This window comes from Serratia sp. 201 (genome assembly GCF_037027545.1).
Lineage (GTDB): Bacteria > Pseudomonadota > Gammaproteobacteria > Enterobacterales > Enterobacteriaceae > Serratia > Serratia bockelmannii.
On record NZ_JAXCHC010000006.1, the window covers coordinates 217,924 to 242,053 of the forward strand.

At 60.5% G+C, this 24,130-nt stretch carries 21 protein-coding genes and 2 tRNA genes; 7 read left to right on the forward strand and 16 right to left on the reverse strand.

Going from position 1 to position 24,130, the window contains the following annotated elements:
* Window positions 1–245: 245 nt before the first annotated feature.
* Window positions 246–1,568, forward strand: a complete 1,323-nt coding sequence (locus WA302_RS24080; RefSeq protein WP_016930463.1) for an MFS transporter — start codon at window positions 246–248, stop codon at window positions 1,566–1,568.
* 100 nt (window positions 1,569–1,668) lie between these two features.
* Window positions 1,669–2,436, forward strand: a complete 768-nt coding sequence (locus WA302_RS24085) for a CDP-diacylglycerol diphosphatase (protein WP_025304633.1) — start codon at window positions 1,669–1,671, stop codon at window positions 2,434–2,436.
* Here WA302_RS24085 and WA302_RS24090 read toward each other — a convergent pair whose 3' ends face one another.
* Together WA302_RS24090 and pdeH are read right to left on the reverse strand one after the other, a co-directional pair.
* Window positions 2,437–4,476, reverse strand: a complete 2,040-nt coding sequence (locus WA302_RS24090) for an AsmA family protein (RefSeq protein WP_149570073.1) — start codon at window positions 4,474–4,476, stop codon at window positions 2,437–2,439. It abuts the gene before it with no gap.
* A 90-nt stretch (window positions 4,477–4,566) separates the two neighbouring features.
* Complete coding sequence (gene pdeH, locus WA302_RS24095; RefSeq protein WP_043142934.1) at window positions 4,567–5,358, reverse strand: cyclic-guanylate-specific phosphodiesterase; 792 nt, start codon at window positions 5,356–5,358, stop codon at window positions 4,567–4,569.
* Window positions 5,359–5,596: 238 nt separating this feature from the next.
* Between pdeH and WA302_RS24100 the strand changes: the two genes are divergently transcribed.
* Window positions 5,597–6,532 carry a sugar kinase gene (locus WA302_RS24100; RefSeq protein ID WP_148123819.1) on the forward strand — a complete coding sequence of 312 codons (936 nt, stop codon included), beginning with the start codon at window positions 5,597–5,599 and terminating at the stop codon, window positions 6,530–6,532.
* 235 nt (window positions 6,533–6,767) lie between these two features.
* Complete coding sequence (locus WA302_RS24105; RefSeq protein ID WP_043142927.1) at window positions 6,768–7,469, forward strand: LuxR family transcriptional regulator; 702 nt, start codon at window positions 6,768–6,770, stop codon at window positions 7,467–7,469.
* Window positions 7,470–7,516: 47 nt separating this feature from the next.
* On the opposite strand, the gene ilvC is transcribed toward WA302_RS24105, so the two are convergent.
* Window positions 7,517–8,992, reverse strand: a complete 1,476-nt coding sequence (gene ilvC, locus WA302_RS24110; protein ID WP_025304638.1) for a ketol-acid reductoisomerase — start codon at window positions 8,990–8,992, stop codon at window positions 7,517–7,519.
* Window positions 8,993–9,160: 168 nt separating this feature from the next.
* Here ilvC and ilvY point away from each other — a divergent pair, with 168 nt between their 5' ends.
* The gene (gene ilvY / locus WA302_RS24115; protein ID WP_004929971.1) at window positions 9,161–10,051 is read left to right on the forward strand and encodes an HTH-type transcriptional activator IlvY; all 891 of its coding nucleotides are present in this window, start codon (window positions 9,161–9,163) and stop codon (window positions 10,049–10,051) included.
* Between the two features lie 9 nt (window positions 10,052–10,060).
* Here ilvY and WA302_RS24120 read toward each other — a convergent pair whose 3' ends face one another.
* From WA302_RS24120 to WA302_RS24165, 10 genes are all read right to left on the reverse strand, one after another.
* Window positions 10,061–10,762, reverse strand: coding sequence for a DUF2461 domain-containing protein (locus WA302_RS24120; protein ID WP_048326462.1), 702 nt, complete (start codon window positions 10,760–10,762; stop codon window positions 10,061–10,063).
* Window positions 10,763–10,783: 21 nt separating this feature from the next.
* On the reverse strand, window positions 10,784–11,362 hold the full coding sequence (locus WA302_RS24125; protein WP_049294982.1) for a hypothetical protein: 579 nt from the start codon (window positions 11,360–11,362) through the stop codon (window positions 10,784–10,786).
* The gene (locus WA302_RS24130) at window positions 11,362–12,357 is read right to left on the reverse strand and encodes a hypothetical protein (RefSeq protein ID WP_025304642.1); all 996 of its coding nucleotides are present in this window, start codon (window positions 12,355–12,357) and stop codon (window positions 11,362–11,364) included. Before WA302_RS24130 ends, WA302_RS24125 begins: the two co-directional genes overlap by 1 nt.
* A 112-nt stretch (window positions 12,358–12,469) precedes the next feature.
* Complete coding sequence (gene ilvA / locus WA302_RS24135; RefSeq protein WP_043142923.1) at window positions 12,470–14,014, reverse strand: threonine ammonia-lyase, biosynthetic; 1,545 nt, start codon at window positions 14,012–14,014, stop codon at window positions 12,470–12,472.
* A gap of 5 nt (window positions 14,015–14,019) precedes the next feature.
* Entirely contained in the window at window positions 14,020–15,870 is a 1,851-nt protein-coding gene (gene ilvD, locus WA302_RS24140; RefSeq protein WP_049294984.1) for a dihydroxy-acid dehydratase, read from the reverse strand.
* Window positions 15,871–15,976: 106 nt separating this feature from the next.
* Entirely contained in the window at window positions 15,977–16,903 is a 927-nt protein-coding gene (locus WA302_RS24145) for a branched-chain amino acid transaminase (protein ID WP_016930475.1), read from the reverse strand.
* A gap of 23 nt (window positions 16,904–16,926) precedes the next feature.
* Window positions 16,927–17,184 (reverse strand): acetolactate synthase 2 small subunit, encoded by a 258-nt coding sequence (gene ilvM / locus WA302_RS24150; protein ID WP_004929955.1) that lies wholly within the window; start codon window positions 17,182–17,184, stop codon window positions 16,927–16,929.
* Window positions 17,181–18,827 carry an acetolactate synthase 2 catalytic subunit gene (gene ilvG, locus WA302_RS24155; protein WP_261456839.1) on the reverse strand — a complete coding sequence of 549 codons (1,647 nt, stop codon included), beginning with the start codon at window positions 18,825–18,827 and terminating at the stop codon, window positions 17,181–17,183. The genes ilvM and ilvG overlap by 4 nt, the downstream gene beginning before the upstream one ends.
* Before the next feature lie 142 nt (window positions 18,828–18,969).
* On the reverse strand, window positions 18,970–19,068 hold the full coding sequence (gene ilvL / locus WA302_RS24160; protein ID WP_013814970.1) for an ilv operon leader peptide: 99 nt from the start codon (window positions 19,066–19,068) through the stop codon (window positions 18,970–18,972).
* 133 nt (window positions 19,069–19,201) lie between these two features.
* Complete coding sequence (locus WA302_RS24165) at window positions 19,202–20,434, reverse strand: MFS transporter (protein ID WP_089196353.1); 1,233 nt, start codon at window positions 20,432–20,434, stop codon at window positions 19,202–19,204.
* A 341-nt stretch (window positions 20,435–20,775) separates the two neighbouring features.
* Between WA302_RS24165 and WA302_RS24170 the strand changes: the two genes are divergently transcribed.
* Window positions 20,776–22,299, forward strand: coding sequence for a YifB family Mg chelatase-like AAA ATPase (locus tag WA302_RS24170; protein ID WP_025304645.1), 1,524 nt, complete (start codon window positions 20,776–20,778; stop codon window positions 22,297–22,299).
* Between the two features lie 27 nt (window positions 22,300–22,326).
* Here the strand turns inward: WA302_RS24170 and WA302_RS24175 are convergent, their stop codons facing one another.
* Window positions 22,327–22,665 carry a DUF413 domain-containing protein gene (locus WA302_RS24175; protein WP_004929946.1) on the reverse strand — a complete coding sequence of 113 codons (339 nt, stop codon included), beginning with the start codon at window positions 22,663–22,665 and terminating at the stop codon, window positions 22,327–22,329.
* Window positions 22,666–22,784: 119 nt separating this feature from the next.
* Here WA302_RS24175 and hdfR point away from each other — a divergent pair, with 119 nt between their 5' ends.
* Window positions 22,785–23,612 (forward strand): HTH-type transcriptional regulator HdfR, encoded by an 828-nt coding sequence (gene hdfR / locus WA302_RS24180; RefSeq protein ID WP_025304646.1) that lies wholly within the window; start codon window positions 22,785–22,787, stop codon window positions 23,610–23,612.
* Between the two features lie 268 nt (window positions 23,613–23,880).
* Here hdfR and WA302_RS24185 read toward each other — a convergent pair.
* Both WA302_RS24185 and WA302_RS24190 read right to left on the reverse strand, forming a co-directional pair.
* Window positions 23,881–23,956 (reverse strand) — tRNA-Trp (locus WA302_RS24185).
* Between the two features lie 51 nt (window positions 23,957–24,007).
* Window positions 24,008–24,084: transfer RNA gene (locus WA302_RS24190), tRNA-Asp, on the reverse strand.
* Between the last annotated feature and the right edge of the window lie 46 nt (window positions 24,085–24,130).

Consider the following 24,130-nt stretch of genomic DNA (forward strand, 5'->3'; position numbering starts at 1 on the left):
CATGCGGCATGACATTCGGAAAACCAGCATAACAAACTACCCATTCACTTTTCTTTCCCGTTTTTACAGCCATTCCCTCTGTATGAAACCCATTTCTCAACGTTTAACGCTACAGAAAAGAAGCCCGGTAAAACATTAGTCTTTTTAACCGGTTAGCGGCGGCGCAGCCCAGAGTTACAGCGTTGAAAAGGCGGAATGCTGTCACTAAGATGGATTTTTACCCCCTCCAACAATAAGAAATAGATATGCAAGCCACCATCGCACCCCCACTCGACGCCGACGACGCGTCTACACCGGTGAATTCCCGCGGGAAAGTCATCGTCGCCTCGCTGGTCGGCACCGCCATCGAGTTCTTCGACTTTTACATCTATGCCACCGCCGCGGTGATCGTGTTCCCGCACATCTTCTTCCCGCAGGGCGACCCGACCACCGCGACGCTGCAGTCGCTGGCCACCTTCGCCGTCGCCTTTGTCGCGCGGCCTATCGGCTCTGCGCTGTTCGGCCACTTCGGCGATCGCGTGGGGCGCAAGGTGACGCTGGTCGCCTCGCTGCTGACCATGGGGATTTCCACCGTGCTGATCGGCCTGCTGCCGAGCTATGAAACCATCGGCATCTTCGCCCCTATCCTGCTGGCGCTGGCGCGCTTTGGCCAGGGGCTGGGGCTGGGCGGCGAATGGGGCGGCGCCGCCTTGCTGGCGACGGAGAACGCGCCGGCCAAAAAACGTGCGCTGTACGGCTCCTTCCCCCAGTTGGGCGCCCCGATCGGCTTCTTCTTCGCCAACGGCACCTTCCTGCTGCTCTCGTGGCTGCTGAGCGACCAGCAATTTATGGAATGGGGCTGGCGCGTGCCGTTCATCCTCTCCGCCGCATTGGTGCTGATTGGCCTGTACGTCCGGGTGTCATTGCATGAAACGCCGGTGTTCGCCAAAGCGGCCAAGGCCGGCAAACAGGTGAAAGTGCCGCTCGGCACGCTGCTGAGCAAGCATCTGAAAGCCACCATCCTCGGCACCTTCATCATGCTGGCGACCTACACGCTGTTTTATCTGATGACGGTCTATTCGATGACCTACGGCACTGCGCCGCAGCCGCTGGGGCTCGGTTACTCCCGCAACAGCTTCCTGTGGATGCTGATGGTGGCGGTGATCGGTTTCGGCGTGATGGTGCCCATCGCCGGCCTGCTGGCGGACGCGTTCGGCCGTCGCAAGACCATGATCGCCATTACCCTGCTGATGATCGGCTTCGCGTTCCTGTTCCCGACCCTGCTGGGTTCCGGCAACCAGGCGCTGGTGATGGGCTTCCTGCTGTGCGGCCTGAGCATCATGGGGCTGACCTTTGGCCCGATGGGCGCGCTGCTGCCGGAGCTGTTCCCGACCGAAGTGCGCTATACCGGCGCATCGTTCTCCTACAACGTCGCGTCTATTCTCGGCGCGTCCGTGGCGCCTTATATCGCCACCTGGCTAGCGGCCCACTACGGGCTGTTCTACGTCGGCATGTACCTGGCGGCAATGGCCGGGTTGACGCTACTGGCTCTGCTGTTGATGAAAGAAACCCGCCACCAGTCGCTGTGATCCCCTGCGGCCCCCTCACTGCGGGGGCCGCACGCGTTGTTCGTTTCCTGTCATAAAACCGGGCTATGCTGGATGTTTATCTCGGTAACAGGATCGGCCGATGTCTCTGCGTCGTGGGGTATTTGTCTGCGTTGCGCTGCTGGCGGCTCTCGCCATCGCGCTCTATTACGGGTTGAAGCCCGACCATCCCGATGCGCTGTGGCGCATCGTCAGCCAGCAATGTCTGCCCAATCAGCAAGCGCATGACAACCCGGCGCCCTGCAAGCAGGTGGATGTGCAGGCCGGCTTCGTGGTGTTTAAAGATCGCAACGGACCGCTGCAATACCTGCTGATGCCCAGCGCCAAAATCACCGGGATAGAAAGCCCGGCGGTGCTGGATGCCGCCACGCCGAATTTCTTCGCCCAGGCCTGGCGCGCGCGCCACGTGATGGCGGAACGCTATGGCAAACCCATCGACGACGGTGATATTTCACTGGCCATCAATTCGGAATATGGCCGCACGCAAAACCAGCTGCACATTCATATCTCCTGCCTGTTGCCGGCGGTAAAACAGCGCTTGGCGCAGATCGGCCCCGATTTCATCGAGCAATGGCAACCGCTGCCCGGCGGCCTGTTGGGACATGACTATCTGGGGCGGCGGGTAACCCCTGCCGAGCTGGAGCAACAGGGCGCCTTCCGCCTGTTGGCTGCCGGCCTGCCGCGCGCCGACGGGCGCATGGGCAGCTTCGGCCTGGCGATGACCGCGCTGCCGGACGGCGATTTCCTGCTGCTGGCGACCGAGCGCAGCCTGCTGCCGTTCACCCTGGCCTCGGCGGAAGAGATCCAGGATCACGACTGCCGGCTGCTTACGCCACCGCCGCGCGCCTGATTATTTTTTGCCTTTCATCTCCCGCAGGATCTGCCCGCACTGGTTCTCCTCGCCGCCTTCACTGGGCGAGACCAGCGCCAGCAGCGCCGCCGCCGGCGTCAGCACCGCCCCCAACGCCACCGCCGCCGCGCCGCGCGCGATCAGCGGCCCGGCTTTCACCCCGGCGTCCGGGTGCTTGAAGGTGCCTTTCACGTACAGCGGCGATCGCAGGGTCAGCACGCGCATCCCCTTGCTTTCCGGATCGATGGATAAATCCAGCCGCTCTGTGGCGAGGTTAGTGTTACCGGTGATGTTGATCACCGCGTTCTCGGTGTCGAACACGAACAGCCGCGGCGCGGCGACGCCGCTGCGGATGCCGACGTCCGCCGCCGCGCAGTTGATGCCTACCACGTCGTCACCGAACAATTGCGCCACCAGATAGTTGCCGACGTTCAGACCGAGGATCTCCATCAGGCTACGGCTGATCACCCCGTTATTGATCAGCAGGCGCAGATCGCCGTTGCTGGTCGCCAGCAGCTCGGCCACTGAATTACCGCTGCCCGTCAGCCTCGCGTCGCCGTTCATCTGCCCGAGGCTGCGCTTCATCGCCGCCACGTTAGGCAATAGCTGTTTGAGCTGGAGTTTGCGCGCGTGCATATCTACCTGGCCGCGCATCGGCTTTTTGCCGCCGTCGAGGCGCACCACGGCGTTCAGGCTGCCGCCCGCCATGCCGAAGCGCAGCGGATCCAGACGCAACTCGCCATTGTTCAGCTTCAGGTGCGTGGCCAGATCGCTCAGCGGTAAATCGCTGCCGCGCTCGATGCGCGCGGCGGCAAACTTCACGTCCGCATCCATCTTGCTCCAGCTTTGCGTATCGAACTGTTCAACCGGCAGCACCTTATCCGCCGGCTGGCGGCTCTTCTCGCCGCGGCCGGCTTTGGCAGCGTTGGAATCCGCGCCGATCAGCGGCGCCAGATCCGCCAGCCTCAGCTGCCGGGAGCTCACCGCGCCACTCAGCGTCGGCCGCGGTTTAGCGGCAACGTATTTCAAGTCGCCATGAATGTCGCTGTCGCCGATTTTGCCGTCGAATTTCTGATATTCGAACACGGCGCCGCCCGGCTGGTGCAGGCGGGCAATCAGATGGCCATCGGTCGCATACGGCGGCGTGTTCGGCAGCAGCACGCCGGTCAGGCCATAGAGATTCCCCAGGCTTTCACCGGAAAATTTCAGCTGCACGTCCAGGCCGCCGAGGTTCAGCGGATCGGACAAGGTGCCCGCCACCGCCACCCGGGTGCTGCCGGAGCGCACGTCGGCCTGCAGCGGGAACGGCAGATCGGCGCTCTGCAGTGACAGCATGCCGCCGATCTTGCCGCTGCCGCTCAGCGGTTCGCCGTTATATTTGCCTTTCACCTGCCAGCCGAAAACATAATCGGGTGTAGCGACCTTGCCGCCGCTCTGTTTGCCGGTCACTTCACTGAACGGCAGCGGTTTGCCGAGCGGATCGATAACGGCGCGGAAATCCGCCTTCAGCGTGGCGTCTTTAAAGGCGATCTGTCCCTTGTCGAACACGATGTCGTGCACAGTGAACGACCAGGCGGAAGGCGGCTGCTTGGGATCCTGGCCGCCGGCCAGGTCAAACGTCCAGTTGTTGTCGCCGTTGGCCAGGCGTTGCAACGACGCATTCGGCTGCTTGAGCCAGATGCGCGGGATCAGCAGTTCTTTCCTCAGCAGCGCCAGCGGTGCGATGCTGGCGTCGACGCGCTGCAGCGTCACCATGCTGTCGCCGGGGATGTTTTTCGGATTACCCAACCACACGTCTTCGGCGTGAATATGCGGCCAGGGCACCCAGGCGCGCCAGCCGCCCTCCTCAGGGTTACGCGACCAGTCGACGCCCAGATCGCCGCGGATGGCGAAGGGCCGCCGCAGTTCGGCCGACACCTTGTCGTTGATGGTAGGCTTGAGTCGATTCCAGTCGAAGGTGGCGATGAAGATCGCCAGCGCGGCGAGCACCAGCAGCACAATGCCGCCCAGCCAGCTGAAAACCTTTCCTGTTCTTGTCATAGGGCTCCCTCAGCACATAAACCGGGCTGCCGAATGAAAGGAAAAGGAATGAGCAGCCCCGTTTAAGCCTAGCTGAGGATAGGCCGGAGTTCACGCCGGCGCGCCGGGCGCGGCAAACAGCGTCGGTACGCTGTGTAAAGTTTCAAAGCACGCCGGGCGGGAAAGATAGTAACCCTGCGCGGCCAACGCGCCGGAACGCTGCACCAGCCGCCACTCCTGTTCGGTTTCCACGCCTTCGACGATCACCCCGTCGCTGTGCTGATTCATCATCTTGATCAGGGTGCCGAGCAGCTGTACGCCCTCTTCCGACTGTTTGAGCAAGGTGAACAATTCGCGCGCCACCTTGATGTATTGATAGCGCCAGGCGCCGACGGCGGAGAAGTTGGCCAGCCCGCTGCCGAAATCGTCCAGCCACAACCGTTCGCCGCCGACGATCTGCTGTAACGGGCGGTTTGACGCCGTTGCGGCTTGCTCCACCAGCTCGAAGCGCAGGTAGGGCATCTCGGCGATCTGCCGTTGCAACGCATCATGACGCTGCAACGCTTGCAGCGCCATACCATCGATATTGACCGACACCATCACCGCGTGGCGAATGAACAACGCCTGCCAGCGCTGCAACAGCGCCAACTGCTCCTGGATCACCCGCAAACGCTGGGCGACGCCGAGCGAGGCAAAATACTGTTCCGGGGATTGCCGTTTGTCCGGCTCATTAGGGTGATACACCGCCGTCAGCAGTTCCACCGCCAGCAACGCGCCGCTGGTGCGATAAATCGGCTGGAAGGTATACAAGCGCCGGCATTGCCGCCAGTAGCGCCGCGATTTGGCGCAGGCATAGAGGGCAAAACAGGGCGCCAGCAGACCCGAGATCAGGTTGGTTATCATCGGTACTATCGCCGTGGCGGGGAAGTGAGAGCGCTGCCGCTGTTTCTTTACCCAGCTTATCGGCCGCGCCGCGTAAAACTTTAAGCACGAATTACCGCAGGCTTTCCTCTTCACCCTGTTGGTGTTGGTCGATCGCGATCATAAAAAATTAAAACACTGTTTTAATTTATTGACTCCCTGACCGCCTTACGTGGAGACTGGCGGCTGTTGCTTCTTCTTTAGCCAGGGCTTATTGACGATGACTATCCGAAATCTCGCCGTGATCGGCGAATGCATGATCGAGCTGTCACAGCAGGGCGCACAGCTGACGCGCGGCTTTGGCGGCGATACCCTCAACACCGCCGTCTACCTTGCCCGCCAAATGCCGGAACAGACGCTGCAGGTGCATTACGTCACCGCACTCGGCACCGACAGCTTCAGCGGCGAGATGCTGCTGGCCTGGCGGCAGGAGAACATCGAAACCGGGTTGATTCAGCAGTTGGACAACAAACTGCCGGGCCTGTACGTGATCGAAACCGACGCCGCCGGCGAACGCACCTTTTACTACTGGCGCAACGACGCCGCCGCCCGGTATTGGCTTGCGGGCCCCCAGGCCGACGCACTGTGCGACCGATTGGCGCAATTCGATTACCTGTACCTCAGCGGCATTAGCCTGGCGATCCTCGCGCCTGCCGACCGCACGAAGCTGCTAGCGCTGCTGCGCCGCTGCCGTGCCAACGGTGGTCTAGTCATCTTCGACAACAACTACCGTCCGCGCCTGTGGCCAAGCCGTGAGGAAACGCAGCAGGCCTACCGCGAGGTGCTGGCCTGCACCGACATCGCCTTCCTGACGCTGGATGACGAAGCGTTGCTGTGGGGCGCGCAGCCGGTTGAACAGGTGGTGGCACGCACGCAGGCGCTCGGCGTCGGCGAGATCGTTATCAAACGCGGCGCAGAGGCCTGCCTGGTGTTCAGCGTGGAGGAAGAGCGGCTTGAGGTACCGGCGATCGCACTGCCGCCGGAGCGCGTGGTGGATACCACCGCAGCAGGCGACTCTTTCAGCGCCGGTTACCTGGCGGTACGCCTGAACGGCGGCAGCGCCCAGCAGGCGGCGCAGCGCGGCCATCTGCTCGCCGCATCGGTGATCCAACATCGCGGCGCCATCATTCCCGCAGCAGCGATGCCCAACCAATAAGACGACGGCGAGGTGACCTCGCCGCCGGCGCAATGGCTCCCAGACGTATTGATGAGAGGATGATTGAAGAATTTCCCTGGCGTTGGCTTATTGATACCCAGAACTGCTAAGCTCAGGTCTTGGCATTGCCGACTTTTTGAATTTATTAGCCGAGTATAAATTTCAATCCGCCGCACTGACTAGCTGGACTTTGGTGCAGGTCGGGCTGAATCGCCGAACGACAGGGAGGTTACCGATGGCCGTCGCATTCGCCAACGCCGTCGCCGCAAGACTGCATCTGGACAGCCGGCTGCACGCCTTTGGCAGATTCAAATATGCTTATTTGACCTTCAACAAACACCATCCCGATCGCCATCTGTTGGTATCGAGCTACCCGCAAGAATGGCTGAACATCTACAGCGACAATCGCTATCAACGCATCGACCCCGTCGTGCGCGCCGCCCATAGCCGCTGCGCGCCCTTTATGTGGCACGACACCCCAATCACCACCGAGGATCGGCATTACCGGAAGATCTTCAGCCAGGCACGGGAGTACGACATCGTGCACGGCTGCAGCTTTGTTTTGCACGATCACGACAACAACCTGGCGATCTTGTCGATCAGCGCGACGGCGGCCGATGACGCCGAACTGCGGCAACTGATGGAAGACGAAAGGGCCAACCTGCAGATGGTCTTGGTCGATACCCACCAGCACGCGCTGACATTGGCCAATGCCGAGGCGAACCGGACGGATCGACTCTCGCCGCGCGAAGGGGAAATTCTCTATTGGGCCAGCCAGGGCAAAACCTACCACGAGATCGCGCTGATCCTGGGGATCAAAACCCGTACGGTGAAGTTTCACATCGGCAATGCGGTGCGTAAGCTGGGGGTCACGAACGCCAAACACGCGATCCGGCGCTGTCTCGAGCGGCAGCTTATCGCACCGCCGGAAGCATAAAAAAGCCGGCATCGCTGCCGGCTCTTTGTGCTTTGCCTTGCGGAAAATCAGCCCGCGACGGCGATGCGTTTCATGTCAGTCATGTAGCCACGCAGTTTACGGCCAACGGTTTCGATAGGGTGGCTGCGCACCGCTTCATTCACGTCGCGCAGTTGCGCGTTGTCCACCGCCGTACCCGCCACGGCTTTGCCCAAATCGCCCGCCTGCAGAGTGGTCATGAAGTCTTTCAGCAACGGCACCGCCGCGTTGGCGAACAGGTAGTTGCCGTACTCCGCGGTATCGGAGATGACCACGTTCATTTCATACAGACGCTTACGCGCAATGGTGTTGGCGATCAACGGCAGCTCGTGCAGTGACTCGTAGTAAGCCGACTCTTCGATGATACCGGCATCGACCATGGTTTCGAACGCCAGCTCGACGCCTGCTTTCACCATCGCCACCATCAGCACGCCGTGATCGAAGTACTCTTGTTCACCGATCTTGCCTTCAAACTGCGGCGCATTCTCGAACGCGGTTTTGCCGGTCTCTTCGCGCCAGGTCAGCAGTTTCACGTCGTCTTCCGCCCAGTCGGCCATCATGCCGCTGGAGAACGCGCCGGAGATGATGTCGTCCATGTGCTTCTGGAACAGCGGTGCCATGATGGTTTTCAGCTGTTCGGACAGCGCATAAGCACGCAGCTTGGCCGGGTTGGACAGGCGATCCATCATCAGGGTGATACCGCCCTGCTTCAGCGCTTCGGTGATGGTTTCCCAGCCGAACTGAATCAGTTTCTCGGCGTAAGCCGGATCGGTACCCTCAGCAACCAGCTTGTCGAAGCACAGCAGCGAACCCGCCTGCAGCATGCCGCACAGAATAGTCTGCTCGCCCATCAAATCGGATTTCACTTCAGCGACGAAGGAAGACTCCAGCACGCCGGCGCGGTGGCCGCCGGTCGCCGCCGCCCAGGCCTTGGCGATCGCCATGCCTTCGCCTTTCGGATCGTTTTCCGGGTGAACCGCAATCAGGGTCGGCACGCCGAAGCCGCGCTTGTACTCTTCACGCACTTCGGTGCCCGGACACTTCGGCGCGACCATCACCACGGTGATGTCTTTGCGCACCTGCTCGCCCACTTCAACGATGTTGAAGCCGTGGGAGTAACCCAACGCCGCGCCGTCTTTCATCAGTGGCTGCACCGCACGCACTACGGAAGAGTGCTGCTTGTCCGGCGTCAGGTTGACCACCAGATCCGCCTGCGGGATCAGGTCTTCGTAGGTGCCGACCTTAAAGCCGTTTTCGGTCGCCTTGCGCCAGGAAGCGCGCTTCTCGTCGATCGCTTCTTTGCGCAGGGCATAGGCGACATCCAGACCGGAATCGCGCATGTTGAGCCCCTGGTTCAGGCCCTGGGCGCCACAGCCGACAATCACCACTTTTTTACCTTTCAGGTAGCCGGCTTCGTCAGCAAATTCGTCGCGCGCCATAAAGCGGCATTTACCCAATTGCGCCAACTGCTGACGCAGGTTCAATGTGTTGAAATAGTTAGCCATGGTGGTACTCCGGTTTGATGTTGTCTTGCATTGTTATTTTCATTCCCCGCCCTGTCTGTGCGGAGATTCGTTAAACTCAATGTATAACAGGAAATGCGTTGCTTAAATTGATATATTGAGAACGTGACATTGCAATTTTTGCAACACTCTCACTGCGAGCGTATCGATATGGATTTACGTGATTTAAAGCTGTTCTTGCATCTGGCCGAAAGCCATCACTTCGGGCGCACCGCCAAGGCGATGCACGTCAGCCCGTCGACGCTCTCCCGCCAGATCCAGCGGCTGGAAGAGATCCTCGGGCAGCCGCTGTTCCTGCGCGATAACCGCACCGTGCAGCTCACCGACGCCGGCGAACAGCTGAAAGAATTCGCCCAGCAAACGCTGCTGCAGTATCAGCAGCTGAAGCACTCGCTCGGCCAGCACGGCCCTTCGCTGAGCGGCGAACTGCGGCTGTTCTGCTCGGTGACCGCGGCGTACAGCCACCTGCCGCCGATCCTCGATCGCTTTCGTGCGCAGCACCCGCTGGTAGAGATTAAGCTGACCACCGGCGATGCCGCCGACGCGGTCGACAAGGTGCAATCCAACGAGGCCGATCTCGGCATCGCCGGCCGGCCGGAAACGCTGCCCGCCAGCGTGGCGTTCACCAAAATCGGCGAAATTCCGCTAGTGCTGATCGCGCCGGCGCTGCCCTGTGCGGTGCGCAGCCAGGCGTTCGCCGACAAGCCCGACTGGGCCGAGATCCCCTTCATCCTGCCGGAGCACGGCCCCTCGCGAAAACGCATCGAGCTGTGGTTCCGCCGCCATCGCATCAGCAATCCGCTGATTTACGCTACCGTCGGCGGCCACGAGGCCATCGTGTCGATGGTGGCCCTGGGCTGCGGCATCGCGCTGATCCCAAGCGTGGTGGTGGACAACAGCCCGGAGCCGGTGCGCAACCGCATCTCGCAGCTGGATAACATCTCGATGGTCGAACCGTTTGAACTGGGGGTCTGCGTTCAGAAAAAGCGCCTCAGCGATCCGTTGATCGACGCCTTTTGGCGGTTGCTGCATCCTCGCTGACGCGGGGTTTCAAAGGTCCGCCGGATCGATCTGCTTCATCGTCTCTACCTGCATCAACCAGTGGTAGAGCGGCTCAAGCTGCAAAAATGCCCCGGCCAGCAGCGGCGCCAGATCGGCGTTGAACAGCTTTTCCACTTCGCTGTCCGTCACCATCACCGCAAACGACTTGCGGTTGTACCAGGTGGCGATCTCCGCCGCCTGTTCCTTCACCAGCGGGCGCTTGTAGCTCTCGCCCACCAGCTCGAACGGCGGCCGGCAGCAGGCGGCCACCTCCAGGAAAGGCTGCGGCCGCTGCCTCAGCGTATGGCGGAACAGATCCATGGTCGGCTTGTTGGCGCTGTAGTAGCCGAGCCCATAGCGCAGCATGTCCGGCCCCAGTTCGAAAAAGTAGACCGGCGCGTCTTTCCAGTCTTTACTCGGGCGCTTGAACGTCAGCCACATGCGGCTGCGGTAGCGCGATTTATCGTGAGAAAACCGCGTATCGCGATGAATGCGCGACAGCGTTTTGCCGATCGCCGGGCGGGTCTCGAACTGCGGGTCGATCGCCAGCATGCCGGGAGCCAGTTGCTCCACCAGCGCGCGAAACGGCGCCAGCAGCTCGCGATCGTAGATGTCGCGATTGCCGTCGAACCAGGCCTTATCGTTCTCGATCCGCACCTGCTGCAGGAAATTCAGGCCCTGCTGGCTAAAGCCGGAGAAAGGTTGCGTCATAAGTTTTTCCGTTCTGACGGTTTATCGGGTGTTGCGCAGATCTTCCCTCTGCCAACGGCATTTGATAAACACGCGCCGACGCGTGCGGAAATAGGCGACATACAGGTAGAACGCCGCCCGGTTGCTGAACAGCGCACCGCCAACCACGCCCCCCAGCAGCAGGGCGCCGGTGGCGATGCCGGTCATGCCCGCCGCCCACGCCGCCGCGGCGCCGAGGCAACACAGACCGAGCATGCCAAGGTAATATTGCAACAATACCACCCCGCTGTTTTTACCCTGCACCAGTTGGAACAGGATCAACGTCATCCACACCGCCACGATCGCGCCGCTGCCCATCAACACGGCGGCGGAGGTCTTGCCGCTCCAGGCGGCCGCCACATCCGTGACCAGACCCATCACGCCCGCCAGCCCCAGCGTCAGGCACACCATCAGCAACATGACGTTGCCGACGCCCGGCGGCGACAACCGCTGGCCCGGCGTCATGAAATGCTGCTCGAGCTGCGCATCCACACCGGCGAAAAGAGCGCGATCGCGCGCCGCGATTTGGCTTTCCATCTCCCGACCCTGCACGATCAGGCGTTTAATCATCCACTCCGCCATTACCTCACCATCTGCGGCAATTTCTGCATAATGCCCACAAAATACTGCCCGGTGGTTTTCACATTCACCGGCGCCGACAGGGTGCCGCTGATGCCGCTGCCGACAAACGTCAACGCGTTATTGAGCGCCGAGTGCAATTGCTGGCGCAGCCCGTTTTGGATCGCTTCCGTCGGGTAGCGTTTCGGGTACAGGCCGTTCTTCACCATCTCTTTCAAGACGTTGTTGGAAATTCCCGGATTTTCCGCCCGAATGATGTTTTCGGTCAGTCGCTTCCTTTCGCTGCGGGGCATGCTTTTCAGCCACTCCGTCGCCTTGCGCGCCGAAATGCGGCGCATGGCGCGATAGGTCATCGTCGCTTCCTTCAGGGCGGCCCCGGCGCTGGCCAGCGAGATCACATCGAGCACGGTACTGGTGGCGATATACCACTGCTCTGAATCGAGCTGAGCCAATTCATCGCCTTTCCCGTCATAAAGCTTGTTGACGCGGTACAGCCCATTACCGCACTGCAACGCGCTGGCGGCCATGCCGGCATAGCCCAGATAAGCCACCGCTGAGCTGGTACCGCCGGTAAATGGCACGGCGACGCTGCCCGACGCCAGTAAAAAGACCGATACCAGCAGCGTTCCACACGACAGCGCGGCCGAGGCCAGCTCTTTGCTGACGCTGGGTTTGCTCAACGCTTCCGACAGCGTATTGGTCGCGGCAACGCGCGAGGTATGAGCCACCGTTTTGCTGATGACCACGTGGGTAACCTGCGAAGCGTTCGAGTAACCGGTGTGCTGCGTCGGGCGGACTAAAAATGAGTTTTGCCCGTCGGAAAAAATAATTCCCACGCCATGAAAGGCGAGGCTGCAGTCCAGCGAGTCCTGCAAGGCTTGCAGATTAATATCGCGATAGAATTCTTGTACGCCGGTATTGCCCAACAGGCGGGCAAACTCGGCGTTGGTCAAATCGTCTTCGGGAGAACCGAACGGCGTAGAAAAAGCAGTTTTCATTGTCGTGCATCCCTATACGTCAGAAGTTTTGGCAGTATAAAAATGCACGACAAAATCACAACCGCGCAACCCATAAACTGACTCATGCGTCACGGTTACTTATCAATTCGACTCATCCCTGCAAAAAGAAGCGGAACGCCGGGTTGTCGGTTTCATCGTGGCAATCGTAGCCCAGCGCCTGCAGGTGCCGCTCGAATTCCGGCTCAGATTGCGCCAGTTCGAAGGCCGCCAGCACCCGGCCGAAGTCGGTACCGTGGCTGCGATAGTGGAACAGCGAAATGTTCCAGTGCGTGCCCAGCGTCTGCAGGAACTTCAGCAGCGCGCCCGGCGACTCCGGAAACTCAAAGCTGTACAGCCGTTCGCGCAGCGGCTTCGACGGACGCCCGCCCACCATGTAGCGCACGTGCAGCTTGGCCATCTCGTCGTCCGACAGATCCACCACCTGGTAACCGTCGGCGTTGAGTTCGTCGATGATCTCCCGCCGTTCGGGGTGGCCGCGCGTCAGCCGCACGCCGACGAAAATGCAGGCGTTGTCGGCATCGGCGTACCGGTAGTTGAATTCGGTCACCGAGCGGCCGCCCAGCAGTTGGCAGAACTTGAGGAAGCTGCCCTGCTGTTCCGGAATGGTCACCGCCAGCAGCGCTTCGCGCTGTTCACCCAGTTCGCAGCGCTCGGAAACGTAGCGCAGCCCGTGGAAGTTGAGGTTGGCGCCGGACAGCACGTGCGCCAGACGCTCGCCCTGAATATTGTGCTGCTGGACGTACTTTTTCAGCCCCGCCAAAGCCAGCGCGCCGGAAGGTTCGGCAATGGCGCGCACGTCCTCGAACAGATCTTTGACCGCCGCGCAGATGGCGTCGCTGTCCACGGTGATCACGTCGTCCAGATACTCACGGCACAGGCGGAACGTTTCGTCGCCGATGCGCTTCACCGCCACGCCTTCGGCGAACAGCCCGACGCGCGCCAGATCCACCGGATGGCCGGCATCCAGCGCCGCGCGCAGGCAGGCGGAGTCTTCCGCTTCGACGCCGATCACTTTGATCTGCGGCATCAGCTGTTTGATCAGCACGGCCACCCCGGCGGCCAAGCCGCCGCCGCCGACCGGCACGAAGACCCGATCCAAATGCGCGTCTTGCTGCAACAGCTCCATCGCCAGCGTGCCCTGCCCGGCGATCACCGTCGGGTGATCGAACGGCGGCACGAAGGTCATGCCTTGCTGATGGGAAAGCTCGATTGCCTTCGCTTTGGCCTCGTCGAAATTGGCGCCGTGCAGCAACACTTCGCCGCCGAAGCCGCGCACCGCATCCACCTTGATGTCCGCGGTGGACACCGGCATCACGATCAGCGTTTTGATCCCCAGCCGTTTACCGGAGAAGGCGACGCCCTGCGCGTGGTTGCCGGCCGAAGCCGTCACGACGCCGCGCGCCTTCTGCTCTTCGTCCAGCCCGGCGATCATCGCATAGGCCCCGCGCAGCTTGAAGCTGTGCACCGGCTGGCGATCTTCGCGCTTCACCAAAATGGTGTTGCCGAGACGCGAAGAGATTTTGCTCATGGCCTGCAACGGGGTGACCTGCGCCACCTCGTAAACCGGCGAGCGCAGTACCGCTCGCAGATATTCCGCGCCGCAGGGGGCGCTGGGTAGGGGTTGAGAGACCGCCATGCTGCTTATCCCCCCAGTTTGCTCTTGTCGCGCACCGCGCCTTTGTCGGCGCTGGTGGCCAACGAGGCGTAGGCGCGCAGCGCGAAGGACACCTGACGTTCACGGTTTTTCGGCGTCCAGGCCGCGTCGCCGCGCGCCAGTTCCGCCTCATGCCGCGCCGCCAACTCCTGCTCGCTGACATCCAGCTGGATGCCGCGATGAGGAATGTCGATCGCGATCATGTCGCCGTCCTGCACCAGGGCGATCAGGCCGCCGTTGGCCGCTTCCGGCGAAGCGTGGCCGATGGACAACCCGGAGGTGCCGCCGGAGAAACGCCCGTCGGTGATCAGCGCACACGCCTTGCCCAGCCCCATCGATTTCAGGTAGGTGGTTGGGTAAAGCATTTCCTGCATGCCCGGCCCGCCTTTCGGCCCTTCGTAGCGAATCACCACTACGTCGCCCGCCACCACTTTGCCGCCGAGGATCGCTTCTACCGCGTCGTCCTGGCTTTCATACACTTTGGCCGGGCCGCGGAAGGTGAGGATTTCTTTGTCCACGCCGGCGGTTTTGACGATGCAGCCGTTTTCCGCCAGGTTGCCGTACAGTACCGCCAACCCGCCGTCCTGACTGTAGGCGTGCTCACGGGTGCGGATGCAGCCTTCCTTGCGGTCGGTGTCCAGCGAATCCCAGCGGCAATCCTGAGAGAATGCCTGCGTGGTGCGGATACCAGCCGGCCCGGCGGAGTACATTTTCTTGACGCTTTCGTCGCGGGTCAGCATCACGTCGTAGGCTTCCAGCGTCTGCGGCAGGGTCAGCCCCAATACGTTGTTCACCTCGCGGTTCAGCAAGCCGGCGCGGTCCAGCTCGCCGAGGATGCCGATCACGCCGCCGGCGCGGTGCACGTCTTCCATGTGATATTTCTGCGTGCTCGGCGCCACCTTGCACAGGTGCGGCACTTTGCGCGACAGGCGATCGATGTCTTCCATGGTGAAGTCCACCTCGCCTTCCTGCGCCGAAGCCAACAGGTGCAGCACGGTGTTGGTCGAGCCGCCCATGGCGATATCCAGCGTCATGGCGTTTTCGAACGCCGCCTTGTTGGCGATATTGCGCGGCAGCGCGCTTTCGTCATCCTGCTCGTAATAACGTTTGGTCAGCTCGACGATGCGCTTGCCGGCGTTGAGGAACAGTTCCTTGCGATCGGCGTGGGTGGCCAGCAGCGAACCGTTACCCGGCTGCGACAGGCCCAGCGCTTCGGTCAGGCAGTTCATCGAGTTGGCGGTGAACATGCCGGAGCAGGAACCGCAGGTCGGGCAGGCAGAACGCTCGATCTGCTCGCTGTCGGCGTCGCTGACGTTCGGGTTCGCGCCCTGGATCATCGCGTCCACCAGATCCAGCTTGATGATCTGGTTGGAGAGTTTGGTTTTGCCGGCTTCCATCGGGCCGCCGGAAACGAAGATCACCGGAATGTTCAGGCGCAACGCCGCCATCAGCATGCCCGGGGTGATTTTGTCGCAGTTGGAGATGCACACCATCGCGTCGGCGCAGTGGGCGTTCACCATGTATTCGACCGAGTCGGCGATCAGCTCGCGTGACGGCAGGGAATAGAGCATGCCGCCGTGGCCCATGGCGATGCCGTCATCCACCGCGATGGTGTTGAACTCTTTGGCCACGCCGCCGGAGACTTCGATCTGTTCGGCGACCAGTTTGCCCAGATCGCGCAGATGCACGTGGCCCGGCACGAACTGGGTAAAGGAGTTGACCACGGCGATGATCGGCTTGCCGAAATCGGCGTCGGTCATCCCGGTCGCGCGCCACAATGCGCGGGCACCCGCCATATTGCGGCCATGGGTGGTGGTGGCGGAACGGTACTTAGGCATGCTCTTTTCACTCCAAATGTATTTATGACAGGCGGCGAACGAACCGCCTGGATATTCTTATCTTGTCTGTCTTGTCGTCCGCCACGCGGCGCGGCGAGCCTTGTCGTTACGGGTTTACCGGATCCAGCCAACCGTATTTGTCTTCGGTCTTGCCGCTGAACAGGCCGAAGAACGCCTGTTGGATCTGTTTGGTCACCGGGCCGCATTTGCCGATGCCGACCTGAATGCCGTCCACGCTGCGCACCGGCGTGATTTCCGCCGCGGTGCCAGACATGAACACTTCGTCGGCCAGGTACAGCGATTCGCGCGACAGCACCTGCTCGCGCACCTCGAAGCCCATGTCTTTCGCCAGCTTGATGATCGCGTCGCGGGTGATGCCCGGCAGCGCCGACGAGGTGAACGGCGGGGTATAGAGCACGCCGTCTTTCACTTCAAACAGGTTCTCGCCCGCCCCTTCGGAAATGTAACCGTGCACGTCGAGCGCAATGCCTTCCTGATAGCCGTGGCGACGCGCTTCGCTGCCCACCAACAGGGAGGAAAGATAGTTGCCGCCGGCCTTGGCCGCAGTGGGGATCGTGTTTGGTGCGACGCGGTGCCAGGAGGAGACCATCGCATCGATGCCTTGATCCAGCGCTTCTTCACCCAAATAAGCGCCCCAAGGAAACGCCGCGATAATCACGTCCGTTTTATAACCGGCCGGCGGGTTGACGCCCATGCCGACATCGCCGACGAACACCAGCGGGCGAATGTACGCGCTGACCAGGTTGTTCTTGCGCAGCGTAGCGCGGCAGGCTTCCATCAGCTCGTCGACGCTTTGCGACACCGGCATGCGGTAGATTTTCGCCGAATCGTGCAGGCGCTGCATATGCTCGCGATGACGGAATACCACTGGCCCCAAGTGCGAGTCATAGCAGCGTACGCCTTCAAACACCGACGTGCCGTAATGCAACGCGTGCGACATCACGTGCACTTTGGCCTCGGCCCAAGGCACCATCTCACCATTGAACCAAATGTAATCGGCTTTCTTAGTCATTGTTATTTATCCTTCTCAGCGCCTCAGGCGCGTATTTGTTGTGATGTTGGCTGCTGGATCTCGACGCAGGAGACGTCCATCAGTTTGCTTAATTGAGATGACAACAGGGCGACCGGGCGCGGGCTGGCAACGGTCAATTCGATATTGATGCTGTCGGCGTTGGCCGGGGAAACCATATTCATAGCACAAACCTGAAAGCCGCGATGACGCACGACCCGCAATACGCGCTCTAACATTTCGGGGCGAAAACGCGCCTGGATCGAGAGTTGATGCTGCATCATGATATTTCCTCCAACATGGTTTCGTTACCGGCGCCCGGCGGCACCAGCGGCCAGACGTTTTCGAGTTCGTCGATAGAGACCTGCAGCAGATAAGGGCCCTCGGTATTGAACAGCGCCTCGAGCGCGCCCTCCACCTGATCCTTGCGGCTGATGCGCTGGCCGGGAATGCCGAAGGCGGCGGCCAGCATCAGGAAGTCGGGGTTATCGGACAGGTTGGTTTCGCTGTAGCGGCCGTCGAAGAACAGCTGCTGCCATTGGCGCACCATTCCGAGACGCTGGTTGTCCAGCAGCACGATCTTCAGCGGCAGCCGTTTGCGTTTGATGGTGCCCAGTTCCTGCACGTTCATCATGAAGGAACCATCGCCCGAGACGCAGATCACCGTATCTTGCGGACGCGCGATCTGGGCCCCGACCGCCGCCGGCACGCCGAACCCCATGGTGCCGAGGCCGCTGGAGGTGATGAAATTCTCCGGGCGCTCGAACGTCATGTGCTGCGCGCTCCACATCTGGTGCTGGCCGACGTCGGTGGTCACCACGCTGTTGGCCGGCTTGCGGGCGGACAGCTGGCGCAAGAACAGCGGCGCGTAGATCGGCTGGCCGGGGTGATCGTAGCGGCAGGCGTGCTCGGCTTTCAGCGCTATCACCTGCTGCTGCCAGGCGGCGATGTTCAGCGGGCGCTGCAACGCCGGCAGCAACGTTTTCAAATCGCCTTGCAGGGCGACATGCGCCTGGCGCAGCTTGCTCATCTCCGCCGGGTCGATATCCATGTGGATCACTTTGGCGTGCGGCGCGAAGGCGTTCAGCTTGCCGGTCACGCGGTCATCGAAACGCGCGCCGACGGCGATCAACAGATCGCACTCCTGCACCGCCAGGTTGGCAGCCTTGGTGCCGTGCATGCCCAGCATACCGAGGTACAGCGGATCTTGCGCATCCGGCGCGCCCAGCCCCTTCAGGGTGGCGACGTTCGGCATGCGGGTCACGGCGATGAACTCGCGCAGCGCCGGCACCGCCTGGGCCATGCCCACGCCGCCGCCGACGTACAGCATCGGTTTGTGCGCCTGCGCCAGCAGCTCGGCCGCCTCTGCCAACGCCGCCGCCGGGAACGCCGGCGCTTCATCGACCGGCATCAGGTGCGGATGCAGGTCGCCCTGCGCCAGCTGGATGTCTTTCGGGATATCGATCAGCACCGGGCCGGGACGGCCGCCGGCGGCGATGGCGAACGCTTCCGCCATGATGCCCGGCAAGGCGTCCAGCGATTCCACCAGGAAGCTGTGCTTGGTGCAGGCCAGAGACAGGCCGAGAACATCGATCTCCTGAAAGGCATCGGTGCCGATCAGCGCGGAGCCCACCTGGCCGGTGATGGCGACAACGGGAACAGAATCGAGCAGCGCATCAGCCAGGCCGGTGATCAGGTTGGTGGCGCCGGGGCCGGAAGTGGCGATACAGACACCGACTTTGCCGGTGGCGCGGGCGTAGCCGATGGCGGCCATAGCGGCGCCCTGTTCATGGCGGCACAGCAGGTGTTCCACGCCGCCGTCGTACAGCGCATCGTACACCGGCATGATTGCCCCGCCCGGATAGCCGAATACGGTATCCACCCCCTGCGTACGCAACGCTTGAACTACCCACTGAGCGCCATTCATGGTTATTTCCCCGCCTTACTTCGAAAATCGCAGGATTTTGTTCTGTTTTTCATGTTCTGCCCCTTGCTCCACTTTTCTCTTGCCAATAAAAAACCCCCGGACCTGACGGTGCGGGGGTTCTCTTGCGATTCCGGCTTGTTTGCTAAGCCTTTCTTCGTCCAAGTGCAGCCCCGCACGGTGGGATAATAATCACCACCACGCTAATCACGACTAGGCTAATCACTTGGGCAAAGGCTTTCATAATGGGTTTGTTCACTGTGCTCATTCAGAACTAATGCTTACAGAGGTACCACAGCCGCGCGCGACATGACAACACTTTTTTTGCGTTATTATTCGGCGCAATCTGGTCATACCTCACGCGAATCGCTTCTCTTTCACACGTTGGCGCGCACGCCCGGATTTTTCACCGCGTCGGTGATCGCCTTGCCGCGCGTATCCTTGCCGAAGAACACCAACAGGGCGATCGCCACCGCCACCGTACCGGCAACGATCGCCATCGCCAAGCCGTAATTATGCCCATGATGCTCGGCGATGGTGGCTTGCAGCGTAGCGTTGACCGAGGCGATCAGATTACCCAGCTGGTACACGAACCCCGGCAGCACCGCACGGGTGTTGGCCGGCACCAGTTCGGTCAGGTAGGTCGGTATCACGCCCCAGGCACCCTGCACCATGAACTGCATCAGGAAAGCGCCGATCCCCAACATTAGCGAACCGCTGGAAAATGCCCACAATGGGATCACCGGTAAGGCCAGCAACGCGGCGATAATGATCGCTTTTTTACGACCGATTTTTTCCGATAATGAACCGAAGAAAACGCCACCGATAATTGACGCAATATTGTAGCTAATAGCGATGATACTGACGGTTTTAGGGTCGAAACCGTGCTGAACTTTCAGAAACACCGGATACAGATCCTGCGTGCCGTGAGAGAAGAAATTGAACGCCGCCATCAGCAGCACCAGATAGCAGCATAGCTTCCAGTGGCTCTTCAACACCGGCAATAAAGCCGTACTTTCTTTGCGCTCACGTGCCGCCAGCCACACCGGCGACTCCTGCACGCAATAATAAATAAACGGCAGCAGCAGGATCGGCGCCGCGCCGATAACGAACATTCCGCGCCAGCCGACCGTTTCGAACAGCAGGCCGTACACCACCGCCGCCAGCAGATAACCGAACGGATAGCCGGCCTGGAAAATGCCCGACATCAGGCCGCGCGAGCGGTCCGGTATGGTTTCCATCGCCAATGACGACGCCACACCCCAGATACCGCCCATCGCAACGCCGTACAACACTCGTAACAGCAAGAAGACCGTCAACGAGGGCGCGGCGGCGGAGAGCAGCTCAAACACCGAGAAGAAGACGATATTCAGCATCAAGATCGGTTTGCGACCATATTTTTCCGCCGCACGCCCGAAGATCAGCGCGCCGATCGGCCGCACCGCCAGCGTGAGCAGAATAGCCAACGTGACCTGTTCCAGACCGACGTGAAAAGATTGCGCGATGTCGCTGAGTAAAAATACCAGCACGAAAAAATCGAAAGCGTCGAGCGTCCAGCTTGAAAAACTGGCAATTGCCGCGTTGCGTTGCAGCGGGGTCCAACCAAACATAGTGTTATCCCTACCGTAGAGTACGAAGTCAGGAGGTTTAGCGGCTGCCGGGCAGACTGCGGCGGCGGTCGGAGTGTGTTAAAGAAGTGATTTTTCTTTTAATCAATTGTTAAATACACCCGTTAACCCTATGGTTGCAATGCGTATGGGCCGCTAATGTGTTGCAGCCTTCAGCGAATTGTTAATGGGTATTGCCGCAGGTTGCGAGACGGTTCGCACAATCTCGTTCAATTCGATGAAAATCAGTGATTATGCTGCGAGTTTCATGGAAAAAATGCCAAGAACGCCGCGCGGTACCTGGATAAATCGCGCATCATGCCGCCCTCAGCAAGGAGAGCGATATGTCACTGGCGGTAATCTATAGCCGCGCCATCATCGGCGTTCAGGCCCCTTCCGTGACGGTTGAGGTGCATATCAGCAATGGCCTGCCCGGCCTGACGCTGGTCGGTCTGCCAGAAACCACGGTAAAAGAGGCGCGCGATCGGGTGCGCAGCGCCCTGATCAACAACGGTTTCACCTTTCCCGCCCGGCGCATCACCGTCAATTTGGCACCGGCCGATCTGCCGAAAGAAGGCGGGCGTTACGATCTGCCGATAGCGCTGGCGATCCTCGCCGCCTCCGAGCAACTGCCCCTCGCACCGTTGGCACGCTACGAGTTTCTTGGCGAGCTCGCGCTGTCCGGCGCACTGCGTGCGGTCAGAGGCGCCATCCCGGCGGCGCTGGCGGCGGCTGACGCCGGGCGACAATTGATCCTGTCGACGGACAACGCCGCCGAGGTCGGCCTGATCGCACAGTCACAATCCCATACCGCCCAACACCTGTTGGAGGTCTGTGCTTTTTTACTCGGCCAGGGCGAACTGCCGGTGGCCGTCACACCCCCCGCAGCCGGCAATGCGTACGAAAACGCCGATCTGCGCGACATCATCGGCCAGGAGCAGGCCAAGCGGGCGCTGGAGATCGCCGCCGCCGGCGGGCATAACCTGCTGCTGATTGGGCCGCCGGGCACAGGCAAAACCATGCTGGCCAGCCGACTGACGGGCTTACTGCCGCCGCTGACGGAGCCTGAGGCGCTGGAAAGCCTGGCGATCGCCAGCTTGCAACACCCTGTTCTGAGCGCTCTGCCATGGCGCCAGAGGCCGTTTCGCGCGCCGCATCACAGCGCATCGATGGCGGCATTGGTCGGCGGCGGCTCACTGCCGCGTCCGGGCGAGATCTCGATGGCGCATAACGGCGTGCTGTTTCTGGATGAGCTACCGGAATTCGAGCGTAAGGTCCTGGATGCGCTGCGCGAGCCGTTGGAATCCGGCGAGATCGTGATTTCACGCGCCAACGCCAAGGTCTGTTTCCCTGCCAGAGTACAGTTGATCGCGGCAATGAACCCCAGCCCGACAGGGCATTATCAGGGGTTGCACAACCGCGCCTCGCCGCAGCAGGTGTTGCGCTATCTGGCCCGGCTGTCAGGGCCTTTTCTCGACCGTTTCGATCTGTCTATCGAAGTGCCGCTGTTACCGCCGGGTACGCTCAGCCAGCGGAAAACGCATGGGGAAAGCAGTGAGCAGGTGCGGAAACGGGTGCAGCAGGCACGCGCCCGGCAGCTCGAACGCGCCGGTAAAGTCAACGCGCTGTTGAGCAACCGTGAAGTAGAACGTGATTGTGTTCTGCAGGCGGCGGACGCCGAGTTTTTGGAGACGACATTAAACGCGCTGGGGTTATCGGTACGCGCCTGGCAGCGCATCCTGAAAGTGGCTCGCACGCTGGCGGATTTGGCGGGAGATACTGAACTCGACAGGCGCCACCTCTGCGAAGCGCTGGGCTATCGCAGTATGGACCGTTTACTGTTACAGCTGCATCGTAGTCTGGAATGAAAATGGGGCCCGCAGGCCCCATCGTCTTTAGTCTTCGCTGTCGCTGTAATCTTCCACTGCGTCAGCCTGCGGTTTACCGCCGGACAGAGTATGGAATTTCTTCGGGCGACGTGTGCGCGCCAGATATTTAGCCCATACTTTTTCCTGCTCGGTAGCCGCTTCGCGCTCACCTCGGCACACTGCGACGAACAGCTGTTCTTCTTCAGTCGCTGGCTGGCGTTTACCCGAGTCCAGCTCGTTAAACGCGTAGCCGAAACGCTCTAGCAATTGCGCCTCTTTAATGGTGAAATCGCCGTGACGGGAGAACCCGCGAGGGTAATGTTTATTATCAAAAAAACGATTGGTCGTGGTGAAGCTATCCGCCATCTGACACGCTCCTAATTCTCTTATGGCCGTGCTGTTTATGGCGCGGAGTATTAGATAGGCTTGACAGCGTGTAAAACAAAACATTTAAATCTTAACGACAAATTTTTTTGGAGATAGGTGTGGATACCGAATTACTGAAAACCTTTTTGGAGGTCAGTAGAACGCGTCACTTTGGCAGAGCCGCAGAATCTTTGTACTTAACGCAGTCTGCGGTCAGTTTCCGCATCCGCCAGTTAGAAAACCAGCTGGGCGCAAATTTATTTACCCGTCATCGCAACAATATCCGCCTGACGCCTGCCGGTGAGCGGCTTCTGCCTTATGCCGAAAGCCTGATGAACACCTGGCAGCTGGCGAAGAAGGAGGTCGTGCGTTCACTGCAACACACCGAGTTGTCGATCGGAGCTACCGCTTCGCTGTGGGAGGCCTACCTGACCCCCTGGTTGCAGGCGCTCTATCAACAACGCGAGGCGCTGCAGCTCGAAGCCAGGGTGGCATTAAGGCACTCTTTGGTAAAACAACTGCATGAAAGGCAGCTCGATTTACTGATCACCACCGAACCGCCGAAGATGGACGAATTGGCCAGCCAACAGCTGAGCAATTTCTCATTACGCCTGTTCTCATCCGCGTATCGTGACAAACAGGCCCCAATGCCCTACATCAAGCTGGAATGGGGAGCCGACTTCCACCAACAGGAAAGCCGCATGTTGGAAGGTGATAACGTGCCGGTCCTCACGACTACCTCCGCTCATCTGACGCGTCAGTTGCTGGAAACCACGGGCGGATGCGCTTTCCTGCCCAGCCAGTGGGAAAAGGAGTATCCGCAGCTGGTGGCCACTACTGAGATCCCGCCGATTATCCGCCCACTGTATGCCGTCTGGTTGCAAAACAGCGATCAACAGCCTTTGATTCGGCAATTACTTAAAATACCTTTAAATACCGCAGCCTAAAGCATTATGGCGGCCTTAAATGCCGTCATCGTGGTAATGACTGTCTATCATGCTAAAAGCCGCCCATCGCCTTCTGAGAGAAGATAATGCAAAACGATAAGAGAATCCGGAGGCGTGCAGGGTAAAGCTCGGAAGAACATGAAGCAGCCAGGATCGGGCAAACCTCGGCATATAGCGTCAAAAGCGCTCTTTTCCAAAGCGGGAATGCACTAAGGGAAGGGATAATAGGTAAAAAAAAACCCTTTGCTTTCGCAAAGGGTTCTTAATATGGCAGGGGCGGAGAGACTCGAACTCGCGACACCCGGTTTTGGAGACCGGTGCTCTACCAACTGAGCTACGCCCCTAAATCTCGCTTAACATTATGCCTGCTAATAAAGCAGGCATAATTAAATAAGTGGCGGAACGGACGGGGCTCGAACCCGCGACCCCCTGCGTGACAGGCAGGTATTCTAACCAACTGAACTACCGCTCCACCGATTCTTTTACGTTGCATCTCTCGATGCCGGCAAATTCGCGCT

What these genes read in the sequence shown, in the direction of transcription:
- WA302_RS24080 (WP_016930463.1), top strand. Translation starts at nt 246, where the DNA reads ATGCAAGCCACCATCGCACCCCCACTCGACGCCGACGACGCGTCTACA.
- WA302_RS24085 (WP_025304633.1), top strand. Translation starts at nt 1,669, where the DNA reads ATGTCTCTGCGTCGTGGGGTATTTGTCTGCGTTGCGCTGCTGGCGGCT.
- WA302_RS24090 (WP_149570073.1), bottom strand. Translation starts at nt 4,476, where the DNA reads ATGACAAGAACAGGAAAGGTTTTCAGCTGGCTGGGCGGCATTGTGCTG.
- pdeH (WP_043142934.1), bottom strand. Translation starts at nt 5,358, where the DNA reads ATGATAACCAACCTGATCTCGGGTCTGCTGGCGCCCTGTTTTGCCCTC.
- WA302_RS24100 (WP_148123819.1), top strand. Translation starts at nt 5,597, where the DNA reads ATGACTATCCGAAATCTCGCCGTGATCGGCGAATGCATGATCGAGCTG.
- WA302_RS24105 (WP_043142927.1), top strand. Translation starts at nt 6,768, where the DNA reads ATGGCCGTCGCATTCGCCAACGCCGTCGCCGCAAGACTGCATCTGGAC.
- ilvC (WP_025304638.1), bottom strand. Translation starts at nt 8,992, where the DNA reads ATGGCTAACTATTTCAACACATTGAACCTGCGTCAGCAGTTGGCGCAA.
- ilvY (WP_004929971.1), top strand. Translation starts at nt 9,161, where the DNA reads ATGGATTTACGTGATTTAAAGCTGTTCTTGCATCTGGCCGAAAGCCAT.
- WA302_RS24120 (WP_048326462.1), bottom strand. Translation starts at nt 10,762, where the DNA reads ATGACGCAACCTTTCTCCGGCTTTAGCCAGCAGGGCCTGAATTTCCTG.
- WA302_RS24125 (WP_049294982.1), bottom strand. Translation starts at nt 11,362, where the DNA reads ATGGCGGAGTGGATGATTAAACGCCTGATCGTGCAGGGTCGGGAGATG.
- WA302_RS24130 (WP_025304642.1), bottom strand. Translation starts at nt 12,357, where the DNA reads ATGAAAACTGCTTTTTCTACGCCGTTCGGTTCTCCCGAAGACGATTTG.
- ilvA (WP_043142923.1), bottom strand. Translation starts at nt 14,014, where the DNA reads ATGGCGGTCTCTCAACCCCTACCCAGCGCCCCCTGCGGCGCGGAATAT.
- ilvD (WP_049294984.1), bottom strand. Translation starts at nt 15,870, where the DNA reads ATGCCTAAGTACCGTTCCGCCACCACCACCCATGGCCGCAATATGGCG.
- WA302_RS24145 (WP_016930475.1), bottom strand. Translation starts at nt 16,903, where the DNA reads ATGACTAAGAAAGCCGATTACATTTGGTTCAATGGTGAGATGGTGCCT.
- ilvM (WP_004929955.1), bottom strand. Translation starts at nt 17,184, where the DNA reads ATGATGCAGCATCAACTCTCGATCCAGGCGCGTTTTCGCCCCGAAATG.
- ilvG (WP_261456839.1), bottom strand. Translation starts at nt 18,827, where the DNA reads ATGAATGGCGCTCAGTGGGTAGTTCAAGCGTTGCGTACGCAGGGGGTG.
- ilvL (WP_013814970.1), bottom strand. Translation starts at nt 19,068, where the DNA reads ATGAAAGCCTTTGCCCAAGTGATTAGCCTAGTCGTGATTAGCGTGGTG.
- WA302_RS24165 (WP_089196353.1), bottom strand. Translation starts at nt 20,434, where the DNA reads ATGTTTGGTTGGACCCCGCTGCAACGCAACGCGGCAATTGCCAGTTTT.
- WA302_RS24170 (WP_025304645.1), top strand. Translation starts at nt 20,776, where the DNA reads ATGTCACTGGCGGTAATCTATAGCCGCGCCATCATCGGCGTTCAGGCC.
- WA302_RS24175 (WP_004929946.1), bottom strand. Translation starts at nt 22,665, where the DNA reads ATGGCGGATAGCTTCACCACGACCAATCGTTTTTTTGATAATAAACAT.